The 24577-nt window shown below is 56.8% G+C and carries 25 protein-coding genes; 23 read left to right on the top strand and 2 right to left on the bottom strand.

Translation table 11 applies throughout. From position 1 onward, the window contains the following. The first annotated feature begins 172 nt into the window (after positions 1 to 172). The 18 genes from LG327_RS16980 (at position 173) to istB (ending at position 19677) form a co-directional block, all read left to right on the top strand. Positions 173 to 1195: an NAD-dependent epimerase/dehydratase family protein gene (locus LG327_RS16980; RefSeq protein ID WP_404363729.1), complete on the top strand. Its 1023-nt coding sequence runs from the start codon at positions 173 to 175 to the stop codon at positions 1193 to 1195. Positions 1196 to 1251: 56 nt separating this feature from the next. Beyond that, positions 1252 to 2625 (top strand): murein biosynthesis integral membrane protein MurJ, encoded by a 1374-nt coding sequence (murJ, locus tag LG327_RS16975; protein WP_404363728.1) that lies wholly within the window; start codon positions 1252 to 1254, stop codon positions 2623 to 2625. After that, positions 2612 to 3298 carry a class I SAM-dependent methyltransferase gene (locus LG327_RS16970; RefSeq protein WP_404363726.1) on the top strand — a complete coding sequence of 229 codons (687 nt, stop codon included), beginning with the start codon at positions 2612 to 2614 and terminating at the stop codon, positions 3296 to 3298. Before murJ ends, LG327_RS16970 begins: the two co-directional genes overlap by 14 nt. Next, entirely contained in the window at positions 3295 to 4407 is a 1113-nt protein-coding gene (locus LG327_RS16965) for a glycosyltransferase family 4 protein (protein WP_404363724.1), read from the top strand. The genes LG327_RS16970 and LG327_RS16965 overlap by 4 nt, the downstream gene beginning before the upstream one ends. Further along, on the top strand, positions 4394 to 5518 hold the full coding sequence (locus tag LG327_RS16960; RefSeq protein ID WP_404363723.1) for a glycosyltransferase family 4 protein: 1125 nt from the start codon (positions 4394 to 4396) through the stop codon (positions 5516 to 5518). Before LG327_RS16965 ends, LG327_RS16960 begins: the two co-directional genes overlap by 14 nt. Then, positions 5515 to 6669, top strand: coding sequence for a glycosyltransferase (locus tag LG327_RS16955; protein ID WP_404363721.1), 1155 nt, complete (start codon positions 5515 to 5517; stop codon positions 6667 to 6669). Before LG327_RS16960 ends, LG327_RS16955 begins: the two co-directional genes overlap by 4 nt. A gap of 11 nt (positions 6670 to 6680) precedes the next feature. Next, entirely contained in the window at positions 6681 to 8612 is a 1932-nt protein-coding gene (gene asnB, locus LG327_RS16950) for an asparagine synthase (glutamine-hydrolyzing) (RefSeq protein ID WP_404363719.1), read from the top strand. Next, entirely contained in the window at positions 8609 to 9739 is a 1131-nt protein-coding gene (locus LG327_RS16945) for a glycosyltransferase family 4 protein (RefSeq protein WP_404363718.1), read from the top strand. Before asnB ends, LG327_RS16945 begins: the two co-directional genes overlap by 4 nt. After that, positions 9736 to 10713, top strand: coding sequence for a UDP-glucose 4-epimerase family protein (locus LG327_RS16940; RefSeq protein WP_404363716.1), 978 nt, complete (start codon positions 9736 to 9738; stop codon positions 10711 to 10713). Before LG327_RS16945 ends, LG327_RS16940 begins: the two co-directional genes overlap by 4 nt. A 55-nt stretch (positions 10714 to 10768) precedes the next feature. Next, positions 10769 to 11797 carry a glycosyltransferase family 4 protein gene (locus tag LG327_RS16935; protein ID WP_404363714.1) on the top strand — a complete coding sequence of 343 codons (1029 nt, stop codon included), beginning with the start codon at positions 10769 to 10771 and terminating at the stop codon, positions 11795 to 11797. 71 nt (positions 11798 to 11868) lie between these two features. After that, entirely contained in the window at positions 11869 to 13806 is a 1938-nt protein-coding gene (locus LG327_RS16930) for a polysaccharide biosynthesis protein (RefSeq protein ID WP_404363712.1), read from the top strand. Beyond that, the gene (tviB, locus tag LG327_RS16925) at positions 13803 to 15065 is read left to right on the top strand and encodes a Vi polysaccharide biosynthesis UDP-N-acetylglucosamine C-6 dehydrogenase TviB (RefSeq protein ID WP_404363711.1); all 1263 of its coding nucleotides are present in this window, start codon (positions 13803 to 13805) and stop codon (positions 15063 to 15065) included. The genes LG327_RS16930 and tviB overlap by 4 nt, the downstream gene beginning before the upstream one ends. A gap of 87 nt (positions 15066 to 15152) precedes the next feature. Beyond that, a complete protein-coding gene (locus LG327_RS16920) occupies positions 15153 to 15254 on the top strand; it encodes a type II toxin-antitoxin system HicA family toxin (RefSeq protein ID WP_404363709.1) in 102 nt (33 codons plus the stop codon). A 31-nt stretch (positions 15255 to 15285) separates the two neighbouring features. Next, positions 15286 to 15696, top strand: a complete 411-nt coding sequence (locus tag LG327_RS16915; protein ID WP_404363707.1) for a type II toxin-antitoxin system HicB family antitoxin — start codon at positions 15286 to 15288, stop codon at positions 15694 to 15696. Between the two features lie 585 nt (positions 15697 to 16281). Further along, the gene (locus LG327_RS16910; protein ID WP_404363705.1) at positions 16282 to 16647 is read left to right on the top strand and encodes a GxxExxY protein; all 366 of its coding nucleotides are present in this window, start codon (positions 16282 to 16284) and stop codon (positions 16645 to 16647) included. Between the two features lie 50 nt (positions 16648 to 16697). Beyond that, positions 16698 to 16904, top strand: coding sequence for a hypothetical protein (locus LG327_RS16905; protein WP_404363704.1), 207 nt, complete (start codon positions 16698 to 16700; stop codon positions 16902 to 16904). Positions 16905 to 17432: 528 nt separating this feature from the next. After that, positions 17433 to 18929 carry an IS21 family transposase gene (istA, locus tag LG327_RS16900; RefSeq protein WP_404361671.1) on the top strand — a complete coding sequence of 499 codons (1497 nt, stop codon included), beginning with the start codon at positions 17433 to 17435 and terminating at the stop codon, positions 18927 to 18929. Continuing rightward, positions 18922 to 19677, top strand: a complete 756-nt coding sequence (gene istB / locus LG327_RS16895) for an IS21-like element helper ATPase IstB (RefSeq protein ID WP_404361672.1) — start codon at positions 18922 to 18924, stop codon at positions 19675 to 19677. The genes istA and istB overlap by 8 nt, the downstream gene beginning before the upstream one ends. A 278-nt stretch (positions 19678 to 19955) precedes the next feature. Here istB and LG327_RS16890 read toward each other — a convergent pair whose 3' ends face one another. Then, the gene (locus tag LG327_RS16890; RefSeq protein ID WP_404363702.1) at positions 19956 to 20246 is read right to left on the bottom strand and encodes a type II toxin-antitoxin system RelE/ParE family toxin; all 291 of its coding nucleotides are present in this window, start codon (positions 20244 to 20246) and stop codon (positions 19956 to 19958) included. After that, entirely contained in the window at positions 20236 to 20484 is a 249-nt protein-coding gene (locus tag LG327_RS16885) for a type II toxin-antitoxin system Phd/YefM family antitoxin (protein WP_404363700.1), read from the bottom strand. Before LG327_RS16885 ends, LG327_RS16890 begins: the two co-directional genes overlap by 11 nt. 181 nt (positions 20485 to 20665) lie before the next feature. On the opposite strand from LG327_RS16885, the gene LG327_RS16880 reads away from it, so the two are divergent. From LG327_RS16880 to LG327_RS16860, 5 genes are all read left to right on the top strand, one after another. Then, on the top strand, positions 20666 to 20938 hold the full coding sequence (locus LG327_RS16880) for a CopG family ribbon-helix-helix protein (RefSeq protein WP_404363698.1): 273 nt from the start codon (positions 20666 to 20668) through the stop codon (positions 20936 to 20938). Next, positions 20926 to 21219, top strand: coding sequence for a type II toxin-antitoxin system RelE/ParE family toxin (locus tag LG327_RS16875; protein ID WP_404363696.1), 294 nt, complete (start codon positions 20926 to 20928; stop codon positions 21217 to 21219). The genes LG327_RS16880 and LG327_RS16875 overlap by 13 nt, the downstream gene beginning before the upstream one ends. A gap of 137 nt (positions 21220 to 21356) precedes the next feature. Beyond that, positions 21357 to 22922 carry a phosphoglucomutase (alpha-D-glucose-1,6-bisphosphate-dependent) gene (gene pgm, locus LG327_RS16870; protein ID WP_404363694.1) on the top strand — a complete coding sequence of 522 codons (1566 nt, stop codon included), beginning with the start codon at positions 21357 to 21359 and terminating at the stop codon, positions 22920 to 22922. A gap of 186 nt (positions 22923 to 23108) precedes the next feature. Further along, positions 23109 to 23348, top strand: a complete 240-nt coding sequence (locus LG327_RS16865; RefSeq protein WP_404363693.1) for a helix-turn-helix domain-containing protein — start codon at positions 23109 to 23111, stop codon at positions 23346 to 23348. Continuing rightward, positions 23341 to 24522: a type II toxin-antitoxin system HipA family toxin gene (locus LG327_RS16860; RefSeq protein WP_404363692.1), complete on the top strand. Its 1182-nt coding sequence runs from the start codon at positions 23341 to 23343 to the stop codon at positions 24520 to 24522. Before LG327_RS16865 ends, LG327_RS16860 begins: the two co-directional genes overlap by 8 nt. Positions 24523 to 24577: the final 55 nt, after the last annotated feature.

The raw sequence follows: 24577 nt of genomic DNA, 5'->3' as shown, positions 1-24577 counted from the left end.
CACGGAACTGCACGGAAGGGCACGGAAAAATAACATCAGGAAGCTATCGCACGCCCTAAGTGAACAGGTGCCCCGGCCCGGGAGCAGCTTTGGTTTTTAGTGAGGAGCCTGTATTGTCTTTTCCTGAATCAGTTTTCAGTACCTCTATGTGAATTCCGCGGCTAAAGGTTTTATGACTAAATACGAACAGCTCCTCCAGAAACTCCCCGAATCTCCCAAAACCTGGCTGATCACCGGCGTCGCCGGCTTCATTGGCTCCAATCTGCTTGAAACCCTCCTGAAGCTGGATCAGACCGTTGTCGGCTTGGACAACTTTGCCACCGGGCACCAGCGCAATCTGGATGAAGTGGAGGGGCTGGTCAGTGAGCAGCAGTGGGCCCGCTTCGGGTTCATTGAGGGAGATATCCGCAATCTGGATGACTGCCGCGGTGCCTGCGAAGGCGTGGATTATGTGCTTCACCAGGCGGCCCTTGGCTCGGTGCCCCGCAGTCTGAATGATCCCATCACCACCAACGGGGCCAATATAGATGGTTTTCTGAACATGCTGGTTGCAGCGCGGGATGCCTCGGTAAAGAGCTTCACCTACGCCGCCAGCAGTTCCACCTATGGCGACCATCCCGGCCTGCCCAAGGTTGAGGATGTGATCGGCAAGCCGCTTTCTCCCTACGCGGTGACCAAGTACGTAAACGAGCTTTATGCCGATGTGTTTGCCCGCAGTTATGGCTTCAACACCGTTGGCCTGCGCTATTTCAATGTGTTCGGCAAGCGCCAGGATCCGGATGGGGCTTATGCGGCGGTAATCCCCAAGTGGACTGCGTCCATGATCAAGGGTGAGGATGTCTTCATCAACGGCGATGGCGAGACCAGCCGGGACTTCTGCTTCATTGAAAACGCCGTGCAGGCGAATCTTCTGGCAGCGACTGCGGACGAAGAAGCCAGAAACCAGGTGTACAACGTGGCGGTGGGAGACAGAACCACGCTGAATGACCTGTTTGAGGCCATTTCAGAACACCTTAACCGCAACGGTGTCAGCTACAGCAAACAGCCGGTCTATCGTGATTTCCGTCCCGGTGATGTGCGGCATTCCCAGGCGGATGTGTCAAAAGCCAGAGAACTGCTGGGCTATGAGCCGCAGTTCAATATCAGTCAGGGTATTGAGAAGGCCATGCCCTGGTATATCGATTTTTTGTCGTAGGCTTTACTGCGTATTCCCAAAATCTCTCTTCACTGTCTCCGTGAGTTGACTGCTTGATGCCCACGCCTGAACGGCGGATCCTGAATCTGTTTCCCAAAAGGTTGCAAGCCCGTCTTGCCGGCCTTGGCAGTGACCACAAGCAGCTCGCCCGTGGTCTGCTGCTGGTCGGTTTTTTCGTTCTTGTGGGGAAGTTTGCCGGCGCCGCGAAAGAGATGGCTGTGGCCTGGCGTTATGGCGTCAGCGAAACGGTCGATGCCTACCTTTTTGTTTTCAATCTGGTTCAGTGGCCTATTGGCATCCTTGCCGGTGTGATCGGCGCTGTGCTGGTTCCCCTTGCTGCCCGTTTGCGCCAGGAGGCGCCGCAGGATACTCCCCGCTTTCGCAGCGAGCTGCTGGGCGGCACTCTGCTGGTTGCCCTGGGGCTTGGCATCGGTGCCTGGCTGTTTCTTCCCTGGTTTGTGCAGCAGCCCTGGGTGGGCCTCAACCAGGGGCAGGCTGCTCTGGCAGGCGAGATGGCCACCTGGCTTGCCTGGGTTTTGCCTCTGGCCATGATTGCCCGGCTGCTGGCGGCCTGGACGATGGCGGCCAACCGGCACCTCAATACCCTCCTTGAGGGCGCTCCGGCGCTGGCCATTCTGGTGGCCGTTCTCTTCATGGGCGGCACAGCACCGCTGATCTGGGGGACCCTGATCGGTTTTTTCGTGCAGGTTTTACTGCTGTTCGTGCCGCTGGCGCTCCGAGGTGAGGCGGAGGCGCCGGTCTTCGTTTTCCGTTCCCGACACTGGCGTCCATTCTTTGCTGGCTTCGGGTTGATGCTGGTTGGCCAGGGGCTGATGAGCCTGGTGGACATTATTGATCAGTTTTTTGCTGCCAGGCTTGGCACCGGTGCGCTTTCAACCCTGGGCTATTCCACGCGCATTCTGAGCCTCATTCTTGGTCTTGGCACCATTGCCATTGGCCGCGCCGCCCTGCCGGTGTTGTCCCGCACTCATGCGGAGGGCCGTGCCGGTATTGAGCGCACGGCTATTCAATGGGCCATCCTGTTATTTGGGGCAGGTCTTGGGATAGCGCTTGTAACATTCTGGCTTTCTCCGCATATCGTTGAACTCCTGTATGAGCGCGGGCAGTTCAGCAGCGGCGATACCCTCCGGGTGTCCGGGCTTCTGGGTTATGCTGTTGTTCAGGTACCCTTTTATTTTGCCTCAATGATTCTGGTGTATGCCCTTTTGAGTCAGGGGCGTTACGGAGCAGTGGCTGCGATTGCGGCGGCCAACCTGGCGGTCAAACTTGGGTTGGCGTCAGCCCTGGTTCCCGCGATGGGGCTTCCAGGCTTGTTGTTGGCAACCGCTGGTGTTTATCTGGCATCAGGGCTTTTGGCTGCCCGTGCCCTTTTGATGAAAGATGAGAGAGTAAAGAATGGAACAGGATAAAATCTGGGAAGCCTATCAGAATGATGCTTCTCTGGTCGGCGGTTGCTGGCCAAGTGGTGGCAGATACAGTTATCTGGCAAAACAGGTTCCGGCTGGCGCACAGGTGCTGAACATAGGTGTTGGTAATGGGACACTGGAAAGGCTGCTTATCCAGAAGGGTGCAAAGGTCAGTTGTCTGGATCCCAGCAAAACTGCGATTGAGCGTCTCCGGGAGGAGCTGAATCTGGGCGAGAATGCGCAGGCTGGATACTCCCAGGCCATTCCTTTTCCAGATGATTCCTTTGATGTGCTGATCATGTCTGAGGTGCTTGAGCATCTTGATGACGAAACGCTCAGGTTGACACTCAACGAGGTCATGAGAGTGTTACGTCCTGCCGGGCGTTTTATTGGCACTGTTCCGGCAGATGAAAATCTGGCTGACAGTCTTGTCGTTTGCCCGCACTGTGCCGAAAAGTTCCATCGATGGGGCCATGTTCAGAGCTTCTCAAAGGAGCGTCTGGTTTCTGTGCTTGGCAGTGTTTTCGGTCAGGTGGACGTAAAACGTGTAGCCCTGCACGACTATCAGCAGCTTAACTGGAAAGGTAAACTCCTGGCAGCGGCCACTGGAGTCCAGGCAGCAGCGGACATAAAAGGCAGCAACCAGAATTTCTATTTTGAGGCCTGTCTCGGTTGAAGTTATTTATTCTGGTCCACTCCCTTTCTTCCGGCGGAGCGGAGCGTGTTACTTCCAGCCTGGCTAATTACTGGGCGAAACAAGGATGGTCCATAACCATCGTGACCATCGCCGCACTGGAGAAAGATTTTTATTCCCTGGATTCGGGTGTCAGACGGGTGGCTCTGGGGCTTGATCAGCCCAGTACCAGTGTCTGGCATGCTTTGCGTCATAATTTTCAGCGGGTCCGCCATTTGCGGTCGTTGATTCGGCGGGAGCAGCCGGATGTTGTTCTGGGGATGATGAGCACGGCCAGTATTCTCGTCTCTCTGGCTGCTCAAAAAACGGGTGTGCCAGCGATTGGCTCGGAGCGCATTCACCCTCCTGCGCTTCCCCTGGGGAGAGTGTGGGAGCGTCTTCGGAGGTTTGCCTACCCCCACCTTCAGGCGGTTGTTGCCCAGACTGAACAGAGTGCCCAGTGGCTTCGGGATCATGCCGGTGCACGAAACGTTCGGGTGATTCCGAATCCGGTGACTTACCCATTGGAATCTCACGAACCGCGGTTGGCGCCCCCCAGGGCACAGCGCTCTCTGCTTGCGGTGGGCCGCCTTGCGCCCCAGAAAGGTTATGAGCGCCTGCTTGCAGCCTTTTCGGAACTGGCTCCTGACTTTCCCGAATGGCAGCTTTATATAGTCGGTGAGGGTGCAGACCGTCAGGCACTTGAGAAAAATATTTTGGATCTTGGTCTGACAGGCCGTATCAGACTCCCTGGTGCAGTTGGCAATGTGGCGGACTGGTATCGGGCTGCTGACCTCTTCGTGATGACTTCCCGTTTTGAAGGCTTTCCCAATACTCTGGCCGAAGCACTTTCCTATGGTCTTCCCGCGGTTAGTGTGGATTGCGACACGGGGCCGCGGGATATCATCCGCCACGGGGTGGATGGGCTGCTGGTGCCCCAGAATGATCAGGGGGCGCTGGTTGATGCCCTGGCGTCGCTGATGGCAGATGAAGACCTGCGCAAAGAGTATGGCCAACGCGCGACGGAAGCTGCCCAGCGCTTTGCGCCGCAACGGATTGCCGACATGTGGGAGAACCTTTTCAGACAAGTGGCAGCCGATGGCCCAAAGTAAGAAAATCCTCTTTCTTGTCAGTTCCATGCAGGGTGGCGGCGCCGAGCGCGTCGCTGCCCTGCTGTGCAATTACTGGGTGGAAGCAGGCCACCAGGTTGTCCTCATGCCGACATTTTCCGGCCGGGGTGAGTGCCTCTATCCGCTGGATGAACGGGTGCGCCTCGAGTATCTGGCGGACAGAGTTGGCAGTAAGTCGAAGGCCCGCTGGAATGGTGTCCGCAGGTTGCTCGCTCTGCGTCTTGTGATGTGGGAGTTCCAGCCTGATGCGGTGGTTTCTTTTCTCACCCATGTGAACGTGGCCGCCCTCATTGCTGCAAGTGGTCTGTCTTTTCCTGTTGTGGTGTCCGAGCGCACCAACCCTGCGCTGTTCCAGCTCAGCAGATTCTGGACCTTCGGAAGGCGCCTGTTATATCGGCGAGCCAGCAGCGTGGTAGTGCAGACCAGCCTCGTCGGAGAATGGGTTACGGCGAACTGTCCGGGAGCCCGTATTGAGGTGATTCCGAATCCGGTGGTGTTTCCCCTGCCAGCAGGTGAGCCGCGGCTTTCTCCCGAAACGCTGGTTGGAGAAGACCGTTCGCTACTGCTGGCGGTTGGCCGGCTGGGGCCGGAAAAGGGTTTTGACCGTTTGCTGGATGCGTTTCAACGGGTGGCCAGAGAATATCCGGCGTGGGATCTGGCTATCCTCGGAGAAGGGCCCGAGCGGGCTGCCCTTGAAAAGCAGATCACCGATCTCGGTCTCGCTGGCCGTGTCCACCTGCCAGGAAGGGCAGGGAACCTGGGCGACTGGTATGATCGCGCCGATGTTTATGTGCTGAGTTCCCATTTTGAGGGCTTTCCCAACACCCTGGTGGAGGCCATGGCCCACGGGGTGGCCGCAGTCAGCATGGATTGCGCGACCGGCCCGGCGGATATCATCACTCCCGGCAGGGACGGCTTGCTTGTGCCGCCTGAAACCGGCGCTGCCGGCCTGGCAAAAGCGTTGTCATCGCTGATGGCGGATCCTGAATTGCGGGAGTCCATGGCCGCTGAAGCTGTCGATGTCCGGGAGCATTTTGCAATTGAAAGGGTGGCCCGACAGTGGAATGACGTAATGGGGCTGGGCGCGGAATGAGTATTCTGCATGTAATAACTGGCCTGGGAACGGGCGGTGCGGAACGGGCACTGTTCTCCACCCTCGAAGGTGGTCTTGCGGACGCCATGAGTTGTCATGTCCTTTCACTGACCGATGAGGGGACATACGGCAGCCGCATCCGGGCTCTTGGTGTGCCGGTGTATGCACTCCATATGAGAAGGGGGCTGCCAACCCTGAGGGTGATATCCGGTCTGGCAAGGGTCATCCGGGAGGTGAAGCCGGATGTCCTTCAGGGCTGGATGTACCATGGCAATCTCGCCGCGTCTGTTGGGCGGCTAATGGCGGCCAGTTCACCAGCGCTGGCGTGGAATGTTCGCCACAGTCTTTACGGCATGACGGGTGAAAAACCCATGACACGCCATGTGATCCGGGCCAATGCCCTGCTTTCCCGCAGGCCGGATGTGATTCTCTACAACAGTGAAACCTCCCGCAGGCAGCATGAAGCCTTTGGTTTCTCGGCAAAGCAGGGGCAGGTGATTCCCAACGGTTTTGATCTGGACCGGCTGGCACCCTCTGTTGAGCGCGGAGATGCCATTCGGCAGGAACTGGAGATTCCACGGGATGCGCCTGTTATCGGCCACGTAGGGCGCCTGCACCCCCTGAAGGATCACCCGGGATTCCTCCGGGCGGCGGTGAGGCTCCTGAAACAAGAGGCGCGGGACGCTCACGTTATCATGAGTGGGCTCGGGGTCAGTGATGACACCGCCAGCCTCGCGTCGCTGATACCGGCGGAGCTGAAAGCCAGATTCCATCTGCTGGGCGAGCGCCGGGATGTTCCGGACCTGATGCGTGCCATGGATGTGTTTTGTCAGAGCTCCTGGTCGGAAGCGTTTCCCAATGTTCTCGGGGAGGCCATGGCCGCGGGCGTGCCCTGTGTTGCAACGGATGTTGGAGACAGCGCGGATATCGTCGGAGATACCGGCGTGGTTGTGCCTCCCTCGGATGAAGAGGCCCTGTTTTGGGGCCTTCAGCAGCTTCTGGCAAAGCCAACGGCTGAACGCCAGGCGCTGGGCGAAGCGGCAAGGTCCAGGGTGGCTGCCCGGTACGGGAGGGATGCGGTGGTATCACAATATATCAATCTGTATGAAGATCTGGCCGGCAGGAAACGCCCGGCAGGTCCCAGACCTTAGGAGCCAGCTCAATGTGTGGAATTGCCGGATTCTGGCAGAGTCATCTGGCTCACAGCCTTGAAATTGCCACCCGGATGGGCATAGCGATCGAATCCCGCGGTCCTGATGATGCCGGTGCGTGGGTTGATGAGGCGGCAGGTCTGGCGCTGTCTCACCGACGGCTGGCAATTCTTGATCTTTCTCCGGCCGGGCATCAGCCCATGCATTCACCCTGCGGCCGCTACGTGCTCATTTATAATGGCGAGATCTACAACCACGAAGATCTGAGGCGGGATCTGGACAGCGAGGGTGGCGGATTTGAGTGGCGGGGCCACTCCGATACGGAAACCCTTCTGGCCGCACTCAGGCACTGGGGCATCGAAAAGACCCTGAAACAGCTGAACGGCATGTTTGCCTTTGCCCTCTGGGATACCCGGGAGCAGGAGCTGTTTCTGGCCCGGGACCGCATGGGGGAGAAACCGCTTTACTATGGGCGCTCCGGCGAGGTTTTTCTGTTCGGCTCCGAGCTGAAGGCACTGAGGGTGCATCCGCAATGGAAGGGCGAAATTGACCGGGATGCCCTCTCGCTCTACATGCGTCACAATTACGTGCCTGCGCCCTGGAGTATCTACCGGGGTATGGCGAAGCTGCTGCCAGCGCATTACGTGGTCATCCGGAACAGTGGCCGGGACATAGGCGACCCGCGCTGTTACTGGGATCTCGCCGAGGTCGCCGAAAAAGGCGCAGCGTCTGCCAGTGGGGAGCCGGAAGCTCTCGAGGAGGAGCTGGATCAGCTCCTGCGGGACGCAGTGGGACGGCGCATGGCAGCTGATGTGCCTTTGGGGGCCTTTCTTTCCGGCGGTTACGATTCCACCACGGTTGCTGCCATGATGCAGGCCCAGAGCAGCCGGCCTGTCAAAACCTTCACCATCGGTTTCCATGAAGAGGGGTACAACGAGGCCACCCATGCGCGGGCCGTGGCGGATCATCTGGCAACGGATCATACCGAGCTTTACGTGACGCCCGAAGATGCCATGGCAGTGATCCCAAAGCTCCCTTCCATGTATGACGAGCCTTTTTCAGACTCCTCCCAGATTCCCACGTTTCTGGTCAGCCAGCTTGCCCGCAGGCATGTGACTGTCAGCCTTTCCGGGGATGGTGGTGACGAACTGTTTTATGGTTATGACCGGTATTTCAAGGCAAACCGGATCTGGGGCGCCCTCAGCCGGGTGCCCATGCCCGTTCGCCAGCTGATGAGTGCTGTGGCGGGCCGGGCTCCGGCCCGTTCCCTTGAGCGGATGATGGGCATGCTCCCGGAGCGGATGCGAATCAGCAATTTTGCCGACCGTCTGCCCAAGCTGGCTGAGCTTCTGGCCCACCCAAGTGGCGAGGCGTTTTATCGTGAGCTGGTTTCCCATGCCAAAAATCCGGGAAAGCTGGTGCTGAGTGCGAACGAGCCGGCTACGCTTCTGAGCCAGCCTGACCGTCTGCCTGATCTGCCCGGTCTGCGTGAGCGGATGATGTATCTGGACATGATGACTTACCTGCCCGGGGACATACTCACTAAGGTTGACCGCGCGAGCATGGCCGTGAGCCTGGAAGCCAGGGTGCCGCTGCTGGATCACCGGGTAGTGGAATTCGCCTGGCGGCTGCCCACCGAGTACAAGTTCCGTGATGGCCAGGGCAAGTGGCTGCTGAAACAGGTACTTTATCGCTACGTGCCGCGGGAACTGATGGAGCGGCCAAAGATGGGCTTTGGCGTTCCTGTTGAGCACTGGCTGCGGGGGCCGCTCAGAGAATGGGCGGAGGATCTGCTGAGTGAGTCCCGCCTGGCCCAGGAGGGCTTTTTTGATCCTGCTCCCATCCGCCAGATGTGGAAAGAGCATGTGTCCGGGGAAAGGCGCTGGCATTACCATCTGTGGGACGTCTTGATGTTTCAGGCGTGGCTGAGTGAGCAGGGATGAGCAGGAAGCTGCTGATGGTGGTAAACCAGCCGGCCTTCTTCATTTCGCACCGACTGGCGGTGGCCGAGGGTGCCCGGGATGCAGGCTATGATGTTGAAATAGCCACCCAGCCGGGCCCGGGTGTGGATCATATTCGCAGCCTGGGCTTCCGGCATACGGAGATTCCCCTGTCCCGCAGTGGCAGGGGCGTTCTGGCAGAAATCCGGCTGATGTTTGTGCTCTGGCGGCTGTTCTGGAAAGTGAAACCCGATCTGCTTCACCTGGTAACTATCAAGCCGGTGCTCTACGGCGGAATGGCAGCACGTCTGGCCCCTGTGGGCGGGGTCGTGGCTGCCATATCAGGGCTGGGTTTCATCTTTGTATCCACCGGATTCAGAGCCACAGTCCTGCGCAAACTGGTGGGCCTTCTCTATCGCCTGGCTCTGGGCAAGAAAAATCTTCGGGTCATCTTCCAGAACAGCTCGGACCGGGATCTTTTTCTCAAATTAAAAGCCGTTGCACCCTCCAAAGTGGAGATGATCCGTGGCTCCGGTGTGGATCTCTCACGCTATTCCCGGGAGCCCGAACCGCAGACACCCCCGGTGGTCTGCCAGGCCTCGCGGCTGCTGCGTGACAAGGGGGTTGTGGAGTTCGTCGAGGCCGCCCGGATACTGAAGTCCCGTGGGATAGACGCCCATTTTCAGCTGATTGGCAATGTGGATGCGGACAACCCCGCCACGGTGAGCCAGGAAGAGGTTGATTCCTGGCGCAAGGCGGGCGTGGTTGAGCTTCTGGGCCACAGGAAGGACATTGCGCATCTTTTTTCCCAGGCTCATGTGGTGGTTCTCCCGTCTTACCGGGAGGGGTTGCCAAAAGTGCTTGTGGAGGCGGCAGCCTGCGGCCGGCCGGTTGTGACCACTGATGTGCCGGGTTGCAGGGACGCCATTGAGCCGGGAGTTTCCGGCCTTCTGGTGACGTTGCGGGACCCGGTGTCCCTTGCAGATGCAATAGAAAAGCTGGTGACGGATCCGGAGCTTCGGGAGCGGATGGGCCGGGCTGGCCGCGAACTGGCTGAGCAGGAGTTTGGCATTGAAGCCATCGTTGATCAGCATCTGACCATCTACCGGAAGCTGGAGTCTGGCCCATGAAACCGGCAAAAAAACTGGCGATCTCCGGCGCCACGGGCTTTGTGGGTTCCGCTCTGGTTCGCCGTCTTGCCCAGGAAACCAGCGCGGGGCATATTCTGGCGCTGGTGCGAAGCAGAAGCGGCGACCTGCCGGCGCAGGTGCAGCAGGCTGAAATCGGACCCGATGGTAATTTTGCGGAGCCCCTGCCTCTCGCCGGCGTGGATACATTGATTCACGCCGCCGCCCGGGTGCACGTGATGAACGACAGCTCTGCTGATCCTCTGGCGGAATTCCGCAGGGTCAATGTCGAGGGCACTCTTGCTCTTGCGAGGCAGGCAGCGAAAGCCGGTATTCGGCGCTTTATTTTTCTGAGTTCGATCAAGGTAAATGGCGAAGCGACAGAACCTGGCAGGCCCTTTACTCCAGAGGACCCCCCCGCCCCCCAAGACCCTTATGGCATTTCCAAACTGGAAGCCGAGCAGAAGCTGCGGGCACTGGCTTCGGAAACCGGGCTGGAAGTGGTCATTATCCGCCCTGTGCTGGTGTATGGCCCTGGCGTAAAAGCCAATTTCCGCGCCATGATGAGCTGGCTGGAAAGGGGAATACCTCTGCCCCTGGGGGCCATTGATAACAGGCGCAGCCTTGTTGCGCTGGACAATCTTGTTGATCTTGTCATCACCTGCATCGATCATCCCGCTGCCGCCGGTGAGACATTTCTGGTAAGCGATGATGAGGACCTCTCGACAACGGAACTGCTGCGCAGGATGGCCCGAGCTCTGGATCGGCCTCCGCGCCTGGTTCCGGTGCCACTGGCTCTGCTTGAGGCTGGAGCGGCCATGCTGGGTAAACGGGATGTGGCACGACGGCTTTGCGGTTCCCTGCAGGTAGATATCGGCCGGACGAAGGAGTTGCTGAACTGGCAGCCACCCGTGACAGTCGATGAGGCTCTCCGGAAAACTGCAGATGCCTTTCGGGAGGAGCGCAGAAAATGTTAACCGTCACGGATGCCGGTCTGATAACAAACCGGTATGACCTTTAATGGATGTGTCCATGGATTTGCTTGTCTGGCTTCTGCCATCTGCCGCCATACTGTCCTGCCTGTTTACCTGGCTGTTGCGCCGCTACGCGCTGACCCACAGCCTGATTGATGTTCCCAATGAGCGTAGTTCCCATACGGTTCCCACCCCTCGTGGTGGAGGGGTGTCGGTGGTAATAGCATTTCTGCTGGGGGTGGTTTGCCTGGCCGCCGCCGGTCTTGTTGGCTGGCCATCGGCAACCGGATTCATTGGCGCCGGGGCTGTTGTCGCCCTGCTGGGGTTTCTTGATGATCACGGCCATATCGCGGCCCGCTGGCGGCTGCTAGGCCATTTTGCTGGCGCAGCCTGGTTGCTGGCCTGGCTGGGCGGTCTGCCATCGCTGGTTTTCCTGGAAACACCCCTGGATCTTGGCTGGGCCGGGCACATGCTTGGGGCGGTTCTGCTGGTCTGGCTGCTCAATCTCTATAATTTCATGGATGGGATTGATGGCATTGCCAGTGTTGAGGCCGTTACCGTTTGCCTTGGCGGCGCTCTTGCCGCCGCCCTGGTCGGGGAGCCGGTCATTGCCGCCGCGCCGCTGATTATGGCCGCGGCAGTTGCGGGCTTTCTGGTATGGAACTTTCCCCCAGCCCGGATTTTCATGGGTGATGCGGGGAGCGGTTTCATAGGCATCATGCTGGGGGGGATGATGATCTGGTCCTCCTGGGCCGCGCCCCAGCTGTTCTGGAGCTGGCTTGTTCTGCTGGGCGTGTTTGTTGTTGATGCAACCTATACACTGATTCAGCGGCTGGTCCGTGGTGAAAAGGTCTACGAAGCGCACCGCAGCCATGCCTATCAGCATGCAGCCCGGACCCTTGGTGGGCATCGGCCGGTGACGCTGGCAGCAGGCGCCATCAATCTTTTCTGGCTGTTGCCCTGTGCCAGCCTGGTTGCCCTGGGCTGGCTGGACGGATTGCTGGGTGTGTTTATCGCGTATACCCCTCTCATCATCCTGGCGGTATATTTCAGGGGCGGTAATCGTGCAGCCCAGGAAAAGAGTTGAACTATCAGACTGTTAGTCTGTGTTTTGAGAATGCCAGGCCTGTGTAAGCCACTGGCTCACGAACGGACACTATGATTAAACGATTTTTTAATCTTCCCAGAATCCAGAAACGCCTGATTTCGGTGGCCTCGGACAGCTTCTTCCTGTTCTTTGCCCTGTGGGCGGCCTTTGCTCTGAGGCTGGAGGAGCCTTCCTGGCTGCCGGCCCATGATCAGCTGGCGGTATCGGCACTGACCGTTGTTTTCACCATCGTCATCTTCGTTAAATTGGGGCTCTACCGGGCTGTCATTCGTTACCTGAGCGACCGGGCTTTCCTGACGATTATCTACGGGGTGGCCGCCTCCAGCGTCATCCTGATTGTGCTGGGTTATCTTTTTCAGGCCTTTGTGCCGCGCTCCGTGCCCATTATCTATGGTGCGCTGGCATTCATCTTTGTGGGCGGCACCAGGCTTGGCATACGCATGCTGGTTAATCGGCCGCTGCATAAGTCCAGGGAACCCGTTGCGATTGTCGGCGCTGGAGAAACCGGCCGGCAACTGGCGACGGCGCTGTCCCAGGGTGCGGAATTCCGGCCTGCCGTATTTGTCACCTTCGACCGGGCTGCCCACAAGTCCCTGATCAACGGTGTGCCGGTTGTCAGCATTGAGCGCGTTGAAAAAAGTCTCATAAAACATGGCGTAAAACGCATCCTGTTGGCCCTGGAGCCAGATACGGATGTTGACCGTAAGGCGCTTCTTCGTTTGCTGGAGCCTCTCGCCATTCCGGTTCAGACTGTGCCTTCCATGTCCGAAATCATGGCGGGGCAGGCGCGGATCAATGATATCCGTGATCTGGAAATCGAAGATCTGCTGGGGCGGGATCCGGTCCGGCCGGACAACGCCATTGTTGCTTCCAGTCTTTTCGACAAGGTAGTGATGGTCACCGGTGCTGGCGGGTCCATTGGCTCGGAGCTCTGCCGGCAGATAGTGCTGCACCGGCCCAGTCAGCTGGTTCTTTTTGAGCAGTCCGAATACTCCCTCTATGCCATTGAGCGGGAGCTGCAGTCGATCAACCGTGCTGAGAATCTGGGCGTCGAAATATACCCCCTGCTTGGTTCTGTTGCCCATCGCCGTCGCTGCGAAACGGTGATGAAAACCTTTGGCGTGCAGACCGTGTATCACGCTGCTGCCTACAAGCATGTGCCTCTGGTTGAGCACAATGTGCTGGAGGGCATTCAGAACAATGTCTTTGGCACCTGGCACGCTGCAGAGGCCGCCATAGCCGCCGGAGTTGAGCGGTTTGTCCTGATTTCCACCGACAAGGCGGTGCGGCCTACCAATGTGATGGGGGCCAGCAAGCGGCTGGCTGAGCTGATTCTGCAGGCTCTGGCCCAGCGTCAGCAGAGTAGCCGGTTCTGCATGGTTCGATTTGGCAACGTGCTGGGGTCTTCCGGCTCTGTGGTGCCGCTGTTTCGTGATCAGATAAAAGAGGGTGGTCCGGTAACGGTTACTCACCCGGAGATCATCCGCTACTTCATGACGATTCCCGAGGCCAGTCAGCTGGTACTGCAGGCTGGCGGCATGGGTGAGGGTGGCGAAGTGTTCGTTCTGGATATGGGTGAGCCTGTCAGGATAGCGGACCTGGCCCGGAAAATGATCCACCTGATGGGGCTTTCCGAGAAGACGGACGAGACGCCGGATGGTGACATTGAGATTACTTATACGGGCCTGCGGCCGGGCGAGAAGCTGTTCGAGGAATTGCTGATTGGTGACGACCCCCTGGGCACCATGCACCCCCGCATCATGATGGCGCGGGAGGCCTCAATGCCCTGGAGTGAACTTGAAACCCTTCTTGAGAACCTGAAGACTGCGAGCCAGGCCTTTGACTGTTTCCGTGCCATTGAGCTCCTGCGGGAGGCGCCTACCGGCTATGCTCCAACCGGTGGCGTGGCCGACCTTGTGTGGTTTCGCAAGAATCCAGCCCTGAGTGGCTCTGACAAAATTCATCTGCAAGGACAAACTATTAAATGAAAAAGATTGCTGTCATTGGACTTGGGTACGTAGGCCTGCCCCTGGCTGTCGCCTTTGCCGAGAAGCGGGAAGTTATCGGGTTCGACATCAATGCCAAACGCATTCGTGAACTGAACGATGGTGTGGATGCGACCCGCGAAGTTTCCAGCGAGGAGTTCGCTGCTGCGAAAGGGCTTTCATTTACCGATTCCCTGGATGCGATCCGGGAATGTGAGTTCTATATAGTCACCGTGCCCACGCCCATTGATGCCTTTAAAACACCGGACTTGACGCCACTGGTCAAAGCCAGTGAGTCGGTGGGCGGGGTGCTTAAAAAGGGTGACATTGTTATTTATGAATCGACGGTGTACCCGGGCGCCACTGAAGAAGTCTGTGTGCCCATTCTTGAAAAAGTATCCGGCCTGAAGTTCAACCAGGACTTTTTTGCCGGCTACAGTCCTGAACGGATTAACCCGGGTGATAAAGAGCACCGGGTAACCACCATCAAAAAGGTCACGTCTGGGTCAACGCCTGCTATTGCAGACGAAGTAGACGCACTTTATGCGGATATTATTATTGCCGGAACTCACAAGGCCAGCTCAATCAAGGTGGCAGAAGCTGCCAAGGTTATCGAAAACACCCAGCGGGATGTGAATATCGCGCTTATGAATGAGCTTTCGATGATTTTCTCCAGGCTGGGCATTGATACCCACGAAGTGCTGGCAGCCGCTGGTACCAAATGGAACTTCCTTCCTTTCAAACCTGGTCTGGTGGGCGGCCACTGTATTGGTGTGGATCCTTATTATCTGACCCACAAGGCCCAGGCGGTGGGTTATCACCCGGAAATGATTCTGGCAGGCCGTCGTGTGAACGACAACATGGGAGCTTATGCGTCCTCTGAGCTGATCAAGGCCATGATCAAGTCAGGCCAGACCATTGCCAACGCGAAAGTGCTGGTTATGGGGCTGACCTTCAAGGAAAACTGCCCGGATCTTCGCAATACTCGTGTGGTGGATGTGATCAATGAACTCGCGGAATTTGGCTGCCAGGTGGATGTGACCGACTGCTGGGCCAATAACGACGAGGCGCAACATGAATACGGCCTCAAACTGATTGATAACCCTTCTGAAGGCCATTACGACGCCGTCGTCCTCGCCGTTCCCCACCGGGAATACGCCGCAATGAACGCCGCCCAGCTGCGGACATTGATGAAAGAGAAAGGCGTATTGTTTGACCTCAAAGGGGTATTGCCTCTTGGTGATGCGGATCTTCGTTTGTAGGCGGAGCCTCTCTACGCTCTAGCCAACGCTGCGTTATTCGTGGTTATAGTGTTGATGCCTGTCATTTTGTGGGTATAGTAACCACTAATGCAAAAGGATTTGCATGAAAAGCCCCCTGTACCCCATCCAAAGTCTGATCTTCCGAAGGGCACACTGCGGAGTATTTGGAAACAGGCTGGGTGGAAGTGATTACAGTCGCAGAAAGTCGGGGGAAGTGATTATGCGTTATCCAGTCGCGCTGCACACAGACGATGGTGAAAGCTTTGGCGTTACAGTGCCGGATATCCCTGGCTGTTTCTCTGCTGGCGATAACGAGGATGAGGCGCTGGATAATGCAAGGGAGGCCATTCTTGGCCACCTGGAATTGTTGGCGGAATCCGGCGAGGAAATTCCTTCTGCGCGGCCCATTTCTGAACATCGCCAAAATCCGGACTTTGAAGGCGCAATCTGGGGTTTTGTAGAGATAGACGTGACGCCCTTTCTGGGAAAGGCGGAGAAGATCAATATAACCGTACCCAGGTTGGTGTTGCGACAAATTGACCTTTACGTCCAGACACACTCAAAAGAAGCCAGGTCCCGGTCTGCCTTCCTCACGCAGGCGGCTCTGGAGCGGATGAAGGGAATCCGCTAGTCTTTCTACCTCGAACAACCCCAGCCTTCTGCAGTTCTTTTTCTTTCTGTGTTCTTCAGAGATGGTTTCCGTGGCAGTTTCGACAAGGGAATAGTAGGTAGCGCTGGCGTTTGCGCCTTGTTAGGTATCTGGGAAGAGCCAGTTTTTTTAGCCACGAAATCCACGAAAGAACACGAAAAAAAGATTGAAGATAAAGATGAAAGATAAAAAATGACGTTGTTGGCCGCGGAATGCGCGCAAGAACGCGGAAAATGGATAAAACAGTATTGGGGTTTTAGCTTTTCCCTTTCGTGTTCTTTCGAGGATTTCGTGGCAAAAATGTCTTTAAAATAAGGATGTAAAAGCTCAAGGAAAAGAGCTTTGAAAGACTTCGATAAACATGGGTATGTAAGGTTTTTTAGCCACGAAATCCACGAAAGAACACGAAAAAAAGATTGAAGATAAAGACGAAAGATAAAAAATGACGTTATTGGCCGCGAAATGCGCGCAAGAACGCGGAAATGGATAAAACAGTGTTCGGCTTTTGGCTTTTCCCTTTCGTGTTCTTTCGTGGCAAAAAAATGTCTTTAAAAATAAGGATGTAAAATGCTCAAGGAAAAAGAGCTTTGCTACCGTATTACCGGCTGTGTGTATGAGGTGTACCGGCACCTGGGAGCAGGTTTTCTGGAGTCGGTGTACCAGAAGGCGCTAATTCAGGAATTGGAGCTTGCTGGGTTGGCGGTGCAGTGTGAAGTGCCGGTTGTTATCCATTACAAAGGCGAGCCCATTGCCGAACACCGGCTGGATCTGTTGGTGGGAAATTCCGTTATCATCGAACTCAAAGCCCAACAAAAAATGCCATTGGCGGCGGAGGCTCAGTTGATCAACTACCTGAAGGCTACTGGGAAGGAGCTTGGGTTGTTGGTGAATTTTTCGTTCCCGAAGGCTGTGGTGAAGCGGGTGGTACTGTGAGGGAGTTTACTTGTTATGATGGGGATGAAGCCTTTGCAGTGGAGGAAAGTATGTACGCTGTCGAATTTGAAGCTGACATTCGTGACGGTGTAATCAAAATCCCGGAGCGGTACGCCCGTTTGAAAAATACGCATGCACGAATCGTGGTTTTGCTAGAGAGTGAGGGCTCGGATTCAGAGCTGCGTGCGCTTTCAAACCATGCGGCAGGGAATATTGATGAATGGAAGTATCCAGCAGAGGACGAGGTATGGACGTAGAGCAAGGAGCGCTCGTGTTATGCGAATTTTACTTTTCTGATCTTGATGCAAGTAAACGAAGGCCAGTGATCGTGTTCCGCGATAATCTTCCCTTTGATGATTTTGTTGGTATCCCTGTAAGCAGCAGAATCAGCAACCTGCCAGCCCCTGGTAACCGAGGGCAGGGCTGAGGCCAGTATTCGGCGGCTTAATTCCTGATTGGAAGTTGATGACAGGTTCGCTGCTTCTCTGGGCTTGGCCCGCCGCTACCTCAAACAACCCCGAGCCGTCCGCATTTTTTTCTTATCGAAAGCCTTTGATAAACATGGGTATGTAAGATTTTTTAGCCACGAAATCCACGAAAGAACACGAAAAAAGATTGAAGATAAAGACGAAAGATAAAAAATGACGTTATTGGCCGCGGAATGCGCGCAAGAACGCGGAAAATGGATAAAACTATAGCGCGACAATTAACTTGGCCGGTCCGGCGACAACTATCCTGGCCGGTTGATCTGATAGGGTCCGACACAGCAGAACGGAGGAGTCGCTGTGTCGGGCAAACACATTACAGATCAACAGGTCAGGTTATTCATGCATCACCGCAAAAGCCAGACACAGACCGTCGCTGCGGCCAGGGCGGGCATCTCGGAGCGCTCCGCCCGGCGCATAGATCAGCAATTGCACCAGCCCCAGAAGCGAGAGCGCAATTGGCGTACCCGTAAAGACCCGTTGGCAGAGGTCTGGGACAGCATCGTGTTGCCGCTGCTGGAGTCATCGTCCGACCTCACGCCAGTGGGTATTTTTGACCACCTCTGTGAGTACCATACAGATCAGTTCGATCCCCGTGCGCGGCGCACATTGGAACGGCGTATTGGCCGCTGGCGACAATTACACGGGCCAGCCCAGCCGGTCATGTTCGTTCAGACCCACGAGCCTGGAGAACTGGGCATTGCTGACTTCACCTGGGTTAAAGAGCCGGTGACCATTGCGGGTGAGGCCTTGCCGCACAAGCTGTTCCATTACCGTCTGGTTGCCAGCGGCTGGGCCTACGCCCAGGTCATCTACGGTGGGGAGAGCTTCAGTGCACTGTCAGATGGCTTGCAAAAAGCCTTCCGGAACAGTGGCGGAGTGCCGCGACAATTACGCACGGACAGTCTGAGCGCCGCCTATAAGAACCGCCAGGAGCAGGAAGACTTTACCGAGCGATTTGCCGGGTTCTGTCACCACTACAACGTTCAGGCTACCCGCAACAACCGGGGCGTGGCTCATGAGAACGGTGCCATCGAATCGCCCAACAACCATATCAAGCAGCAACTCAAACAGGCCCTGCTGCTGCGCGGAAGCCATGACTTTACCACCCGTGATGCCTACGAAAACTTCGTGGAGACGGTGGTGGCACGGCGCAACCGCCGGGTCAGCACTGCGTTCAAGGCAGAGCAGCAACGTCTCCAACCACTGCCTGTTCATGACAGCAGCACCTACACTGAGCACACCTTGCGGGTCAGTCGCACCAGCACCATCGTGCTCAAGCGGGTGACCTACACGGTGCCATCACGACTGATCGGCAGCCGGCTGACGGTACGCCTGTTCGATGCCCGCCTGGAACTGTGGTGCGCTGGGGTGCAAACACTGACACTGCCCCGCATCCACGCCCGGGGACAGCAACGGCGGCGCAGCGTCAATTACCACCATGTGATCGAATCCCTGGTTAAAAAGCCCCGCGCCTTCCGCCACGCTCAGTGGCGGGATGACCTGCTACCCGGCGACGATTACCGGCGTATCTGGCAGCACGTCGATGAGGCCTTGAGTGCCGACAAGGCCTGTCACTACATCGTGAGACTGTTGCACCTGGCCAAGAAGAGCGACCGCGAAAGCGCCCTGGGTCGTTACGTGCTGGCCGGCATTGAGCGCGGCAAACTCCCCAGCCTGCTGGAATGCGAAGACCGCTTCCTGAGCCTCAAACCGGCTCTGCCGGCGATGGTGGTTCATCAGCATGCACTGGGTGACTACCAGGCGCTGCTGCACATGGGAGGCTGCCATGAGTGACGTGACGGCCTCACTACCCTTGATGCTGAAACACCTGCGCCTGGGCAGCATCAAGGATCACTGGCAACCCCTGGCGGATAAGGCCGTGACGGAACACTGGCGTCCGGAACAGTACCTGAGCGAGCTGTGTGCTCTGGAGCTTGCCTCACGGGAAGACAAGCGCTTACAGCGCTATCTGAAAGACGCCGCATTACCACCGGGCAAGCAGTTGGGCAGCTTTAACTTCGACGCGGTGACCGGGGTGACCAGGCCTCACATCAGCCAGCTGATTAACCAGCCTGACTGGGTGAAGCGCGGCGACAACCTGTTGCTGTTCGGTGCCAGCGGGATCGGCAAAACCCACCTGGCCACCAGCATCGGTTACGGCCTGATCGACGCTGGCATCCGGGTCAAGTTCATGGCCGCCACGGCGCTCGTACAAAGCCTGCAACGCGCCAAGGAAGCCCTGCGTCTTAGCGATGCTCTGGCCCGTCTCGACAAGTACGCTGTGCTCATCATCGACGACCTGGGCTATGTTCGAAAAACCGAGCAGGAAAGCAGCGTGTTGTTCGAGCTGATCGCTCATCGTTACGAGCGCCACAGCCTGATCATCACTTCCAATCAGGACTTCGAGCACTGGGACAAGCTGTTCGAAGACACCATCATGACCGTCGCAGCCATCGACCGGCTGGTTCATCACGCCACCATCCTTCAATGCGTGGGGGAAAGCTACCGGAGGAAAGCCTCACTTAAGAAGCAGACAACATAGGTTCACCGTCAACCGGCCAACTTAATTGACGCTGGACCGGCCAAGATAGTTGACGCTGCATATAAAACAGTGTTCGGCTTTTGGCTTTTCCCTTTCGTGTTCTTTTGTGGATTTCGTGGCTAGACATTATTGAAGTGGGCCGCGTTATCTCGATGCTGCAGCGTGACGAGGTATTGGAAGACAAACACGTTGACCATCCGCACTCCAAACACGGCCACGCCGCCTGATCTCTTTTCTTTCAGTGGCTTCCGTGGCAATCCTCCGTTCCTGGTACGTCCTCACACCCGATCTTTGGCCTTGCTATAGACATCACCCCGCTCACGTCGCCCCAGAGCAACCACAGTGACCAGAACCTCACGATCCTCGACCTGGTAGACCAGTCGATAGCCCACACTTTTCAGTTTGATTTTGTAGCAGTCGGGCAATCCGGAAAGGGCATCGGCCTGAACATGGGGGTCGTCAAGACGCTTCAGAAGCTTCTTTTTGAACTGATCCCGAATGGCCGGAGCCAGTTTTTTCCATTCCTTTAATGCGGATGGCTTAAACGCCAGAGAATACCTACAGCTCATTCAGATCGACTCTGATGCTGGGTTCTGACAGGCGTTCTTTCACAATCTCCACCAGCTCCTGGTCATCCAGCCGATCCAGCATGGCTTCATAGATGTCAGCCGGAACGCAGTAAAATGCAGGCTTGTTCCGGTTCAGAACTGCAATCGGGAAGCCCTCCCCGGAATCGACCGCTGCCATGGGATTCTTCTTGAGCTCCGAGATGCTTGCGGTCACTTCAGAATAGATTTGATGGGTCATACGCGCCTCAAAAGACCTGTTAACAGGTTCCATTTTGATTCCAGCCTGCCCCATTGTCTATCCTTCTTCCGTGTTCTTCCGTGGTTTCCGTGGCAATCCGGATTTCGGTTGTCGATTTTTCGGTTTCGATCTATATTGTATAGCAGCTAAAGGTAATACCTGTTGATACCCGGAGATTGAGATGGCAACTTCACTGAAACTGAATGACGAAACCCGGGAGCGTGTACGGCAGGTCGCTGAGCGCCGTGAGCGCTCCCCTCACTGGGTTATGAAGCGGGCTGTGGAAGAGTTCCTGGATCGTGAAGAAGCGCATGAGGCCTTTCGAAATGAGGCTCGTGAGGCTCTCACTCAGTATCGCAAAGATGGAGAGCATCTGACACTCGATGAGACCCTTGAATGGATGAGTCGCTGGGGAACAGAAGAGGAAACCAGGGCTCCTGAATGTCATCGGTAATCATCACGCCAAACGCTCAGAAAGGTCTGGAGCGATGTCGGGAATTCCTGGCTGATGTTGCACCTGGTAGTGAGCAAAAGGCTTTTCAGGTGACATCAGTAGCGCTACGGGCTCTGGAGCGATTTCCAGATGCCGGTAAGCGTGATGAGGTGGATCAGGACTTGCGGGAACTGGTCATCCCCTTTGGTGGTTCTGGGTATGTTGCCCTGTATCACTACGAGGAGATATCTGACGAGGTCTTGATTCTGGCTTTCAGGCATCAAAAAGAGGTGGGCTACTGATGGAAAAGCCTGGCCTGTTTTAGTGACCTGGATGCCTTTAAGCAAGAGGCTGATGTCATCATCGTCAACCGCCGCAGTGAGAATCTGGCGGATGTGGCAGAGAAGATTTATATCCGCGATTTCTTTGGGAGCGATTGATGAAAGACATCCTGGCCGCCTACACCGAGCGCACACCGAACCCGGACAACGCCGCCGAACGGGTGAGTTTTGGCACCTCTGGCCACAGGGGCACTTCTCTGGTTGGCAGCTTTAACCGCGACCATATTCTGGCCATCACCCAGGCGGTGGTGGAATGGCGTCGGGAGCAGGGGGTCAGTGGGCCATTGTATGTGGGCAAGGACACCCATGCGCTCTCCGGCCCGGCGATGGACTCGGTGCTGGAAGTGCTGGCCGGTAATGGCGTGGTCACGCGGGTGGATTCGGCCGCCGGTTTCACGCCTACGCCGCTGGTGTCCCACGCGATTTTGCGCCATAACCTGCATCAGCCCGCTGATTTGGCCGATGGGTTGATTATTACCCCTTCCCACAACCCACCGGAAGATGGCGGCATCAAGTACAACGGGCCGGATGGCGGCCCGGCGGGTACGGAGGCGACTGGCTGGATTGAGCGCCGCGCCAATGAGCTGCTGGTTGCGGGCCTGGCGGGTGTGAAAACCTTGCCCCGGCATATCGCTGTGGCGCAAGCCGAGCCCTGGGATTACGTGGCTGAATACGTGAAGGCCCTGGGCGAGGTGGTGGATATGCCTGCCATTGCTGCCAGCGGCCTGAAGCTGGGCGTGGACCCGATGGGTGGCACGGCACTGGCGGTGTGGGATGCGGTTGCCGAACACTATGGCCTGAACCTGGAAGTCGTCAACCGCTCCCAGGCGCCCGATTTCGCGTTCATGCCGCCTGACCACGATGGCCGGATTCGCATGGATTGTTCCAGCACGGCGGCCATGGCCAATCTGCTGAAAATTAAAGACCGGTTCGACCTGGCTTTTGGCAATGACCCGGACGCCGACCGCCACGGCATTGTCGACGCGGCCGGGCTGATGAACCCGAACCACTACCTGGCGGTGTGTGTGGATTACCTGCTGAACCATCGACCGGCCTGGTCGGAGGATCTGGCCGTGGGCAAAACCCTGGTGTCCTCCTCCATGATTGATCGGGTGGTGGCCGCCAACGGCAGGGTGTTGTACGAAGTACCCGTGGGCTTTAAGTGGTTCGTGGAGGGCCTGCACCAGGGCAGGTTGGCCTTTGGTGGTGAGGAAAGCGCCGGTGCCAGCTTTTTGACCATGAACGGCCAGCCCTGGAGCACGGACAAAGACGGCATTATCCTGTGTCTGCTTGCGGCAGAAATCACTGCCAACACCGGCAAGCTGCCCAGCGAGTATTATCTCGAACTCACCGAACGCCACGGCGCGCCGGTATACCGCCGCAAAGACTTCCCCGCTACACCAGAACAGAAGCAACGCCTGAAAGCTCTGAAGCCCGAAGACCTGCCCTTCACTGAACTCGCAGGCGACCCGGTGCTGAATGTTTTCACCGAAGCTGCCGGCAATGGCGCGCCCATTGGCGGTCTGAAGGTGACGACCGCCAATGGCTGGTTTGCCGCACGACCCAGCGGCACCGAGGCACTCTGCAAGATTTACGCGGAGAGTTTTGTAAACGAGGAGCATCTGGAGCGTATTTTCGCGCAGGCGGAAGTTTGTCTTCAGTGAAAGTTGCCGGTCGTCGAGCAACCCTTTCGCCGCTCTTTTTCTTTCCGTGTTCTTCAGTGGTTTCCGTGGCAATCCATATGTTGACCGGCAATTCAGCCCGCCTTGCCCCTCCATCTGATTAAAATACTTTACATTTAGTCTGCGTCTGATAACTTTGTAAACTATTTCAATCAACAGGCTCTTCCCATGGAATTTCAGGATCTCTGCCAGACGATAGCCAGTCTCCGGCAGCAACAGAGAATATCCCAGCAGACCATGGCTGAACGGCTTGGCATTTCCCGCGCGACAGTCAGCGCGATTGAAAATGGCAGAGCAGGGGATGTCGGGGTGCGGAAACTGATGAAAATCCTCGACTATCTCGGGTATGAGCTGACGGTAAGGGAAAAATCGCCGTTTCCGACCCTGGAGGAGTTGAGAGGTGGGTGATGCGATGGGAGTTCGTGTCCAGCGAGAGCCTGTCGGCGTGCTGGCGAGGGAGCGGGGCGAGTTTATTTTCAATTATGACGAGACCGCCGACCCTGGCAGATTTGTTTCCCTGACCATGCCCGTTCGGACCAAGGGGTATGTGCTCCCGCATCTTCATCCAATTTTTGAGATGCACCTGCCGGAAGGCTATCTGCTGGCCATAATAAAAAAGCAGTTCGCTAAAATCACGGCAACGGATGATTTCGGCCTGCTGAAGCTTCTGGCGCCGGGAATACGTGGGCGAGTCCATTTTGATTCTGCGGGTGCCGGTGCGCCACACGCACTTCACCTGGAGGACCTGCTGCACCCCCACGGCGAGCAGCTTTTTGAGGAACTGGTTCAGCGGTTTGCCCTGCGTTCGCCGCTTAGTGGGGTCCAGCCAAAGGTGCTCGCCCGGGTGGAAAACAAGGCGACGCTCAGGCTGGAAGATTACATCGTAAAAGCCTGGGGTCCGGAATACCCGGAGCTCGCGCTCAACGAGTATTACTGCATGATGGGCTGCAGATTTGCAGGGATTCCCGTCCCAGAATTTCACCTGTCTGATGATGAAGCACTGTTCATCATGAAGCGCTTTGATCTGACCGAAACTGGTGAAGCCCTGGGCTTCGAAGACATGTGCGTTCTGCAGGGCAGGCAGAGAGACGATAAATACACAGGAAGTTATGAGCAGATTGCCAAAAGCATCAAACTATTTGCCAGCCCGGATTACAAAGCTTCTTCTCTGCAGCAGTTTTTCAAAATGATGGTTCTCAACAACCGGCTGCAGAATGGGGACGCCCACCTGAAAAACTTCGGGATGCTTTACGGGGATGTTACTTCCATAGGACTGGCACCTGCCTACGATGTTGTGAGTACCACAGCCTACATCAAACGCGACATAGCAGCCCTGACGCTCCTCGGCAGTAAAAAATGGTGGGGCAGGGTGCACCTGATCCGCTTTGGCACTGAGGTGTGCGAGCTTACCAGGAAACAGGCCGGGGAGCTTTACGATGAATGCGTGGATGCGCTGGGCAGGCTACATGATGTTCTGCAGAACCGGCTGACTTCAGAAAAGGCGGATGCAAAACGGCAGGTTCTGGAACATCTGGCTGACCTTACGTGTCCGGAAGTATTGGCGGGGCCGGAAAGTCAGTAGGTGGGAACCATGGCACCCTTGTTTCCTGATCCAGTGTTACTTTTCCGTGATTTCT

The sequence above is a fragment of the Marinobacter sp. genome, from assembly GCF_044799475.1.
Classification (GTDB): Bacteria; Pseudomonadota; Gammaproteobacteria; order Pseudomonadales; family Oleiphilaceae; genus Marinobacter.
The sequence above is the reverse complement of the archived record's forward strand: the minus strand, read 5'-3'. Positions and strand labels throughout refer to the sequence as shown.

What these genes read in the sequence shown, in the direction of transcription:
- LG327_RS16890 (WP_404363702.1), bottom strand. Translation starts at nt 20,246, where the DNA reads ATGAGCTGTAGGTATTCTCTGGCGTTTAAGCCATCCGCATTAAAGGAA.
- LG327_RS16920 (WP_404363709.1), top strand. Translation starts at nt 15,153, where the DNA reads ATGCAAAAGGATTTGCATGAAAAGCCCCCTGTACCCCATCCAAAGTCT.
- LG327_RS16935 (WP_404363714.1), top strand. Translation starts at nt 10,769, where the DNA reads ATGGATTTGCTTGTCTGGCTTCTGCCATCTGCCGCCATACTGTCCTGC.
- murJ (WP_404363728.1), top strand. Translation starts at nt 1,252, where the DNA reads ATGCCCACGCCTGAACGGCGGATCCTGAATCTGTTTCCCAAAAGGTTG.
- LG327_RS16970 (WP_404363726.1), top strand. Translation starts at nt 2,612, where the DNA reads ATGGAACAGGATAAAATCTGGGAAGCCTATCAGAATGATGCTTCTCTG.
- LG327_RS16960 (WP_404363723.1), top strand. Translation starts at nt 4,394, where the DNA reads ATGGCCCAAAGTAAGAAAATCCTCTTTCTTGTCAGTTCCATGCAGGGT.
- istB (WP_404361672.1), top strand. Translation starts at nt 18,922, where the DNA reads ATGAGTGACGTGACGGCCTCACTACCCTTGATGCTGAAACACCTGCGC.
- tviB (WP_404363711.1), top strand. Translation starts at nt 13,803, where the DNA reads ATGAAAAAGATTGCTGTCATTGGACTTGGGTACGTAGGCCTGCCCCTG.
- LG327_RS16930 (WP_404363712.1), top strand. Translation starts at nt 11,869, where the DNA reads ATGATTAAACGATTTTTTAATCTTCCCAGAATCCAGAAACGCCTGATT.
- LG327_RS16945 (WP_404363718.1), top strand. Translation starts at nt 8,609, where the DNA reads ATGAGCAGGAAGCTGCTGATGGTGGTAAACCAGCCGGCCTTCTTCATT.
- LG327_RS16875 (WP_404363696.1), top strand. Translation starts at nt 20,926, where the DNA reads ATGTCATCGGTAATCATCACGCCAAACGCTCAGAAAGGTCTGGAGCGA.
- LG327_RS16980 (WP_404363729.1), top strand. Translation starts at nt 173, where the DNA reads ATGACTAAATACGAACAGCTCCTCCAGAAACTCCCCGAATCTCCCAAA.
- asnB (WP_404363719.1), top strand. Translation starts at nt 6,681, where the DNA reads ATGTGTGGAATTGCCGGATTCTGGCAGAGTCATCTGGCTCACAGCCTT.
- LG327_RS16910 (WP_404363705.1), top strand. Translation starts at nt 16,282, where the DNA reads ATGCTCAAGGAAAAAGAGCTTTGCTACCGTATTACCGGCTGTGTGTAT.
- LG327_RS16905 (WP_404363704.1), top strand. Translation starts at nt 16,698, where the DNA reads ATGTACGCTGTCGAATTTGAAGCTGACATTCGTGACGGTGTAATCAAA.
- LG327_RS16865 (WP_404363693.1), top strand. Translation starts at nt 23,109, where the DNA reads ATGGAATTTCAGGATCTCTGCCAGACGATAGCCAGTCTCCGGCAGCAA.
- LG327_RS16955 (WP_404363721.1), top strand. Translation starts at nt 5,515, where the DNA reads ATGAGTATTCTGCATGTAATAACTGGCCTGGGAACGGGCGGTGCGGAA.
- LG327_RS16915 (WP_404363707.1), top strand. Translation starts at nt 15,286, where the DNA reads ATGCGTTATCCAGTCGCGCTGCACACAGACGATGGTGAAAGCTTTGGC.
- LG327_RS16940 (WP_404363716.1), top strand. Translation starts at nt 9,736, where the DNA reads ATGAAACCGGCAAAAAAACTGGCGATCTCCGGCGCCACGGGCTTTGTG.
- LG327_RS16885 (WP_404363700.1), bottom strand. Translation starts at nt 20,484, where the DNA reads ATGACCCATCAAATCTATTCTGAAGTGACCGCAAGCATCTCGGAGCTC.
- LG327_RS16880 (WP_404363698.1), top strand. Translation starts at nt 20,666, where the DNA reads ATGGCAACTTCACTGAAACTGAATGACGAAACCCGGGAGCGTGTACGG.
- pgm (WP_404363694.1), top strand. Translation starts at nt 21,357, where the DNA reads ATGAAAGACATCCTGGCCGCCTACACCGAGCGCACACCGAACCCGGAC.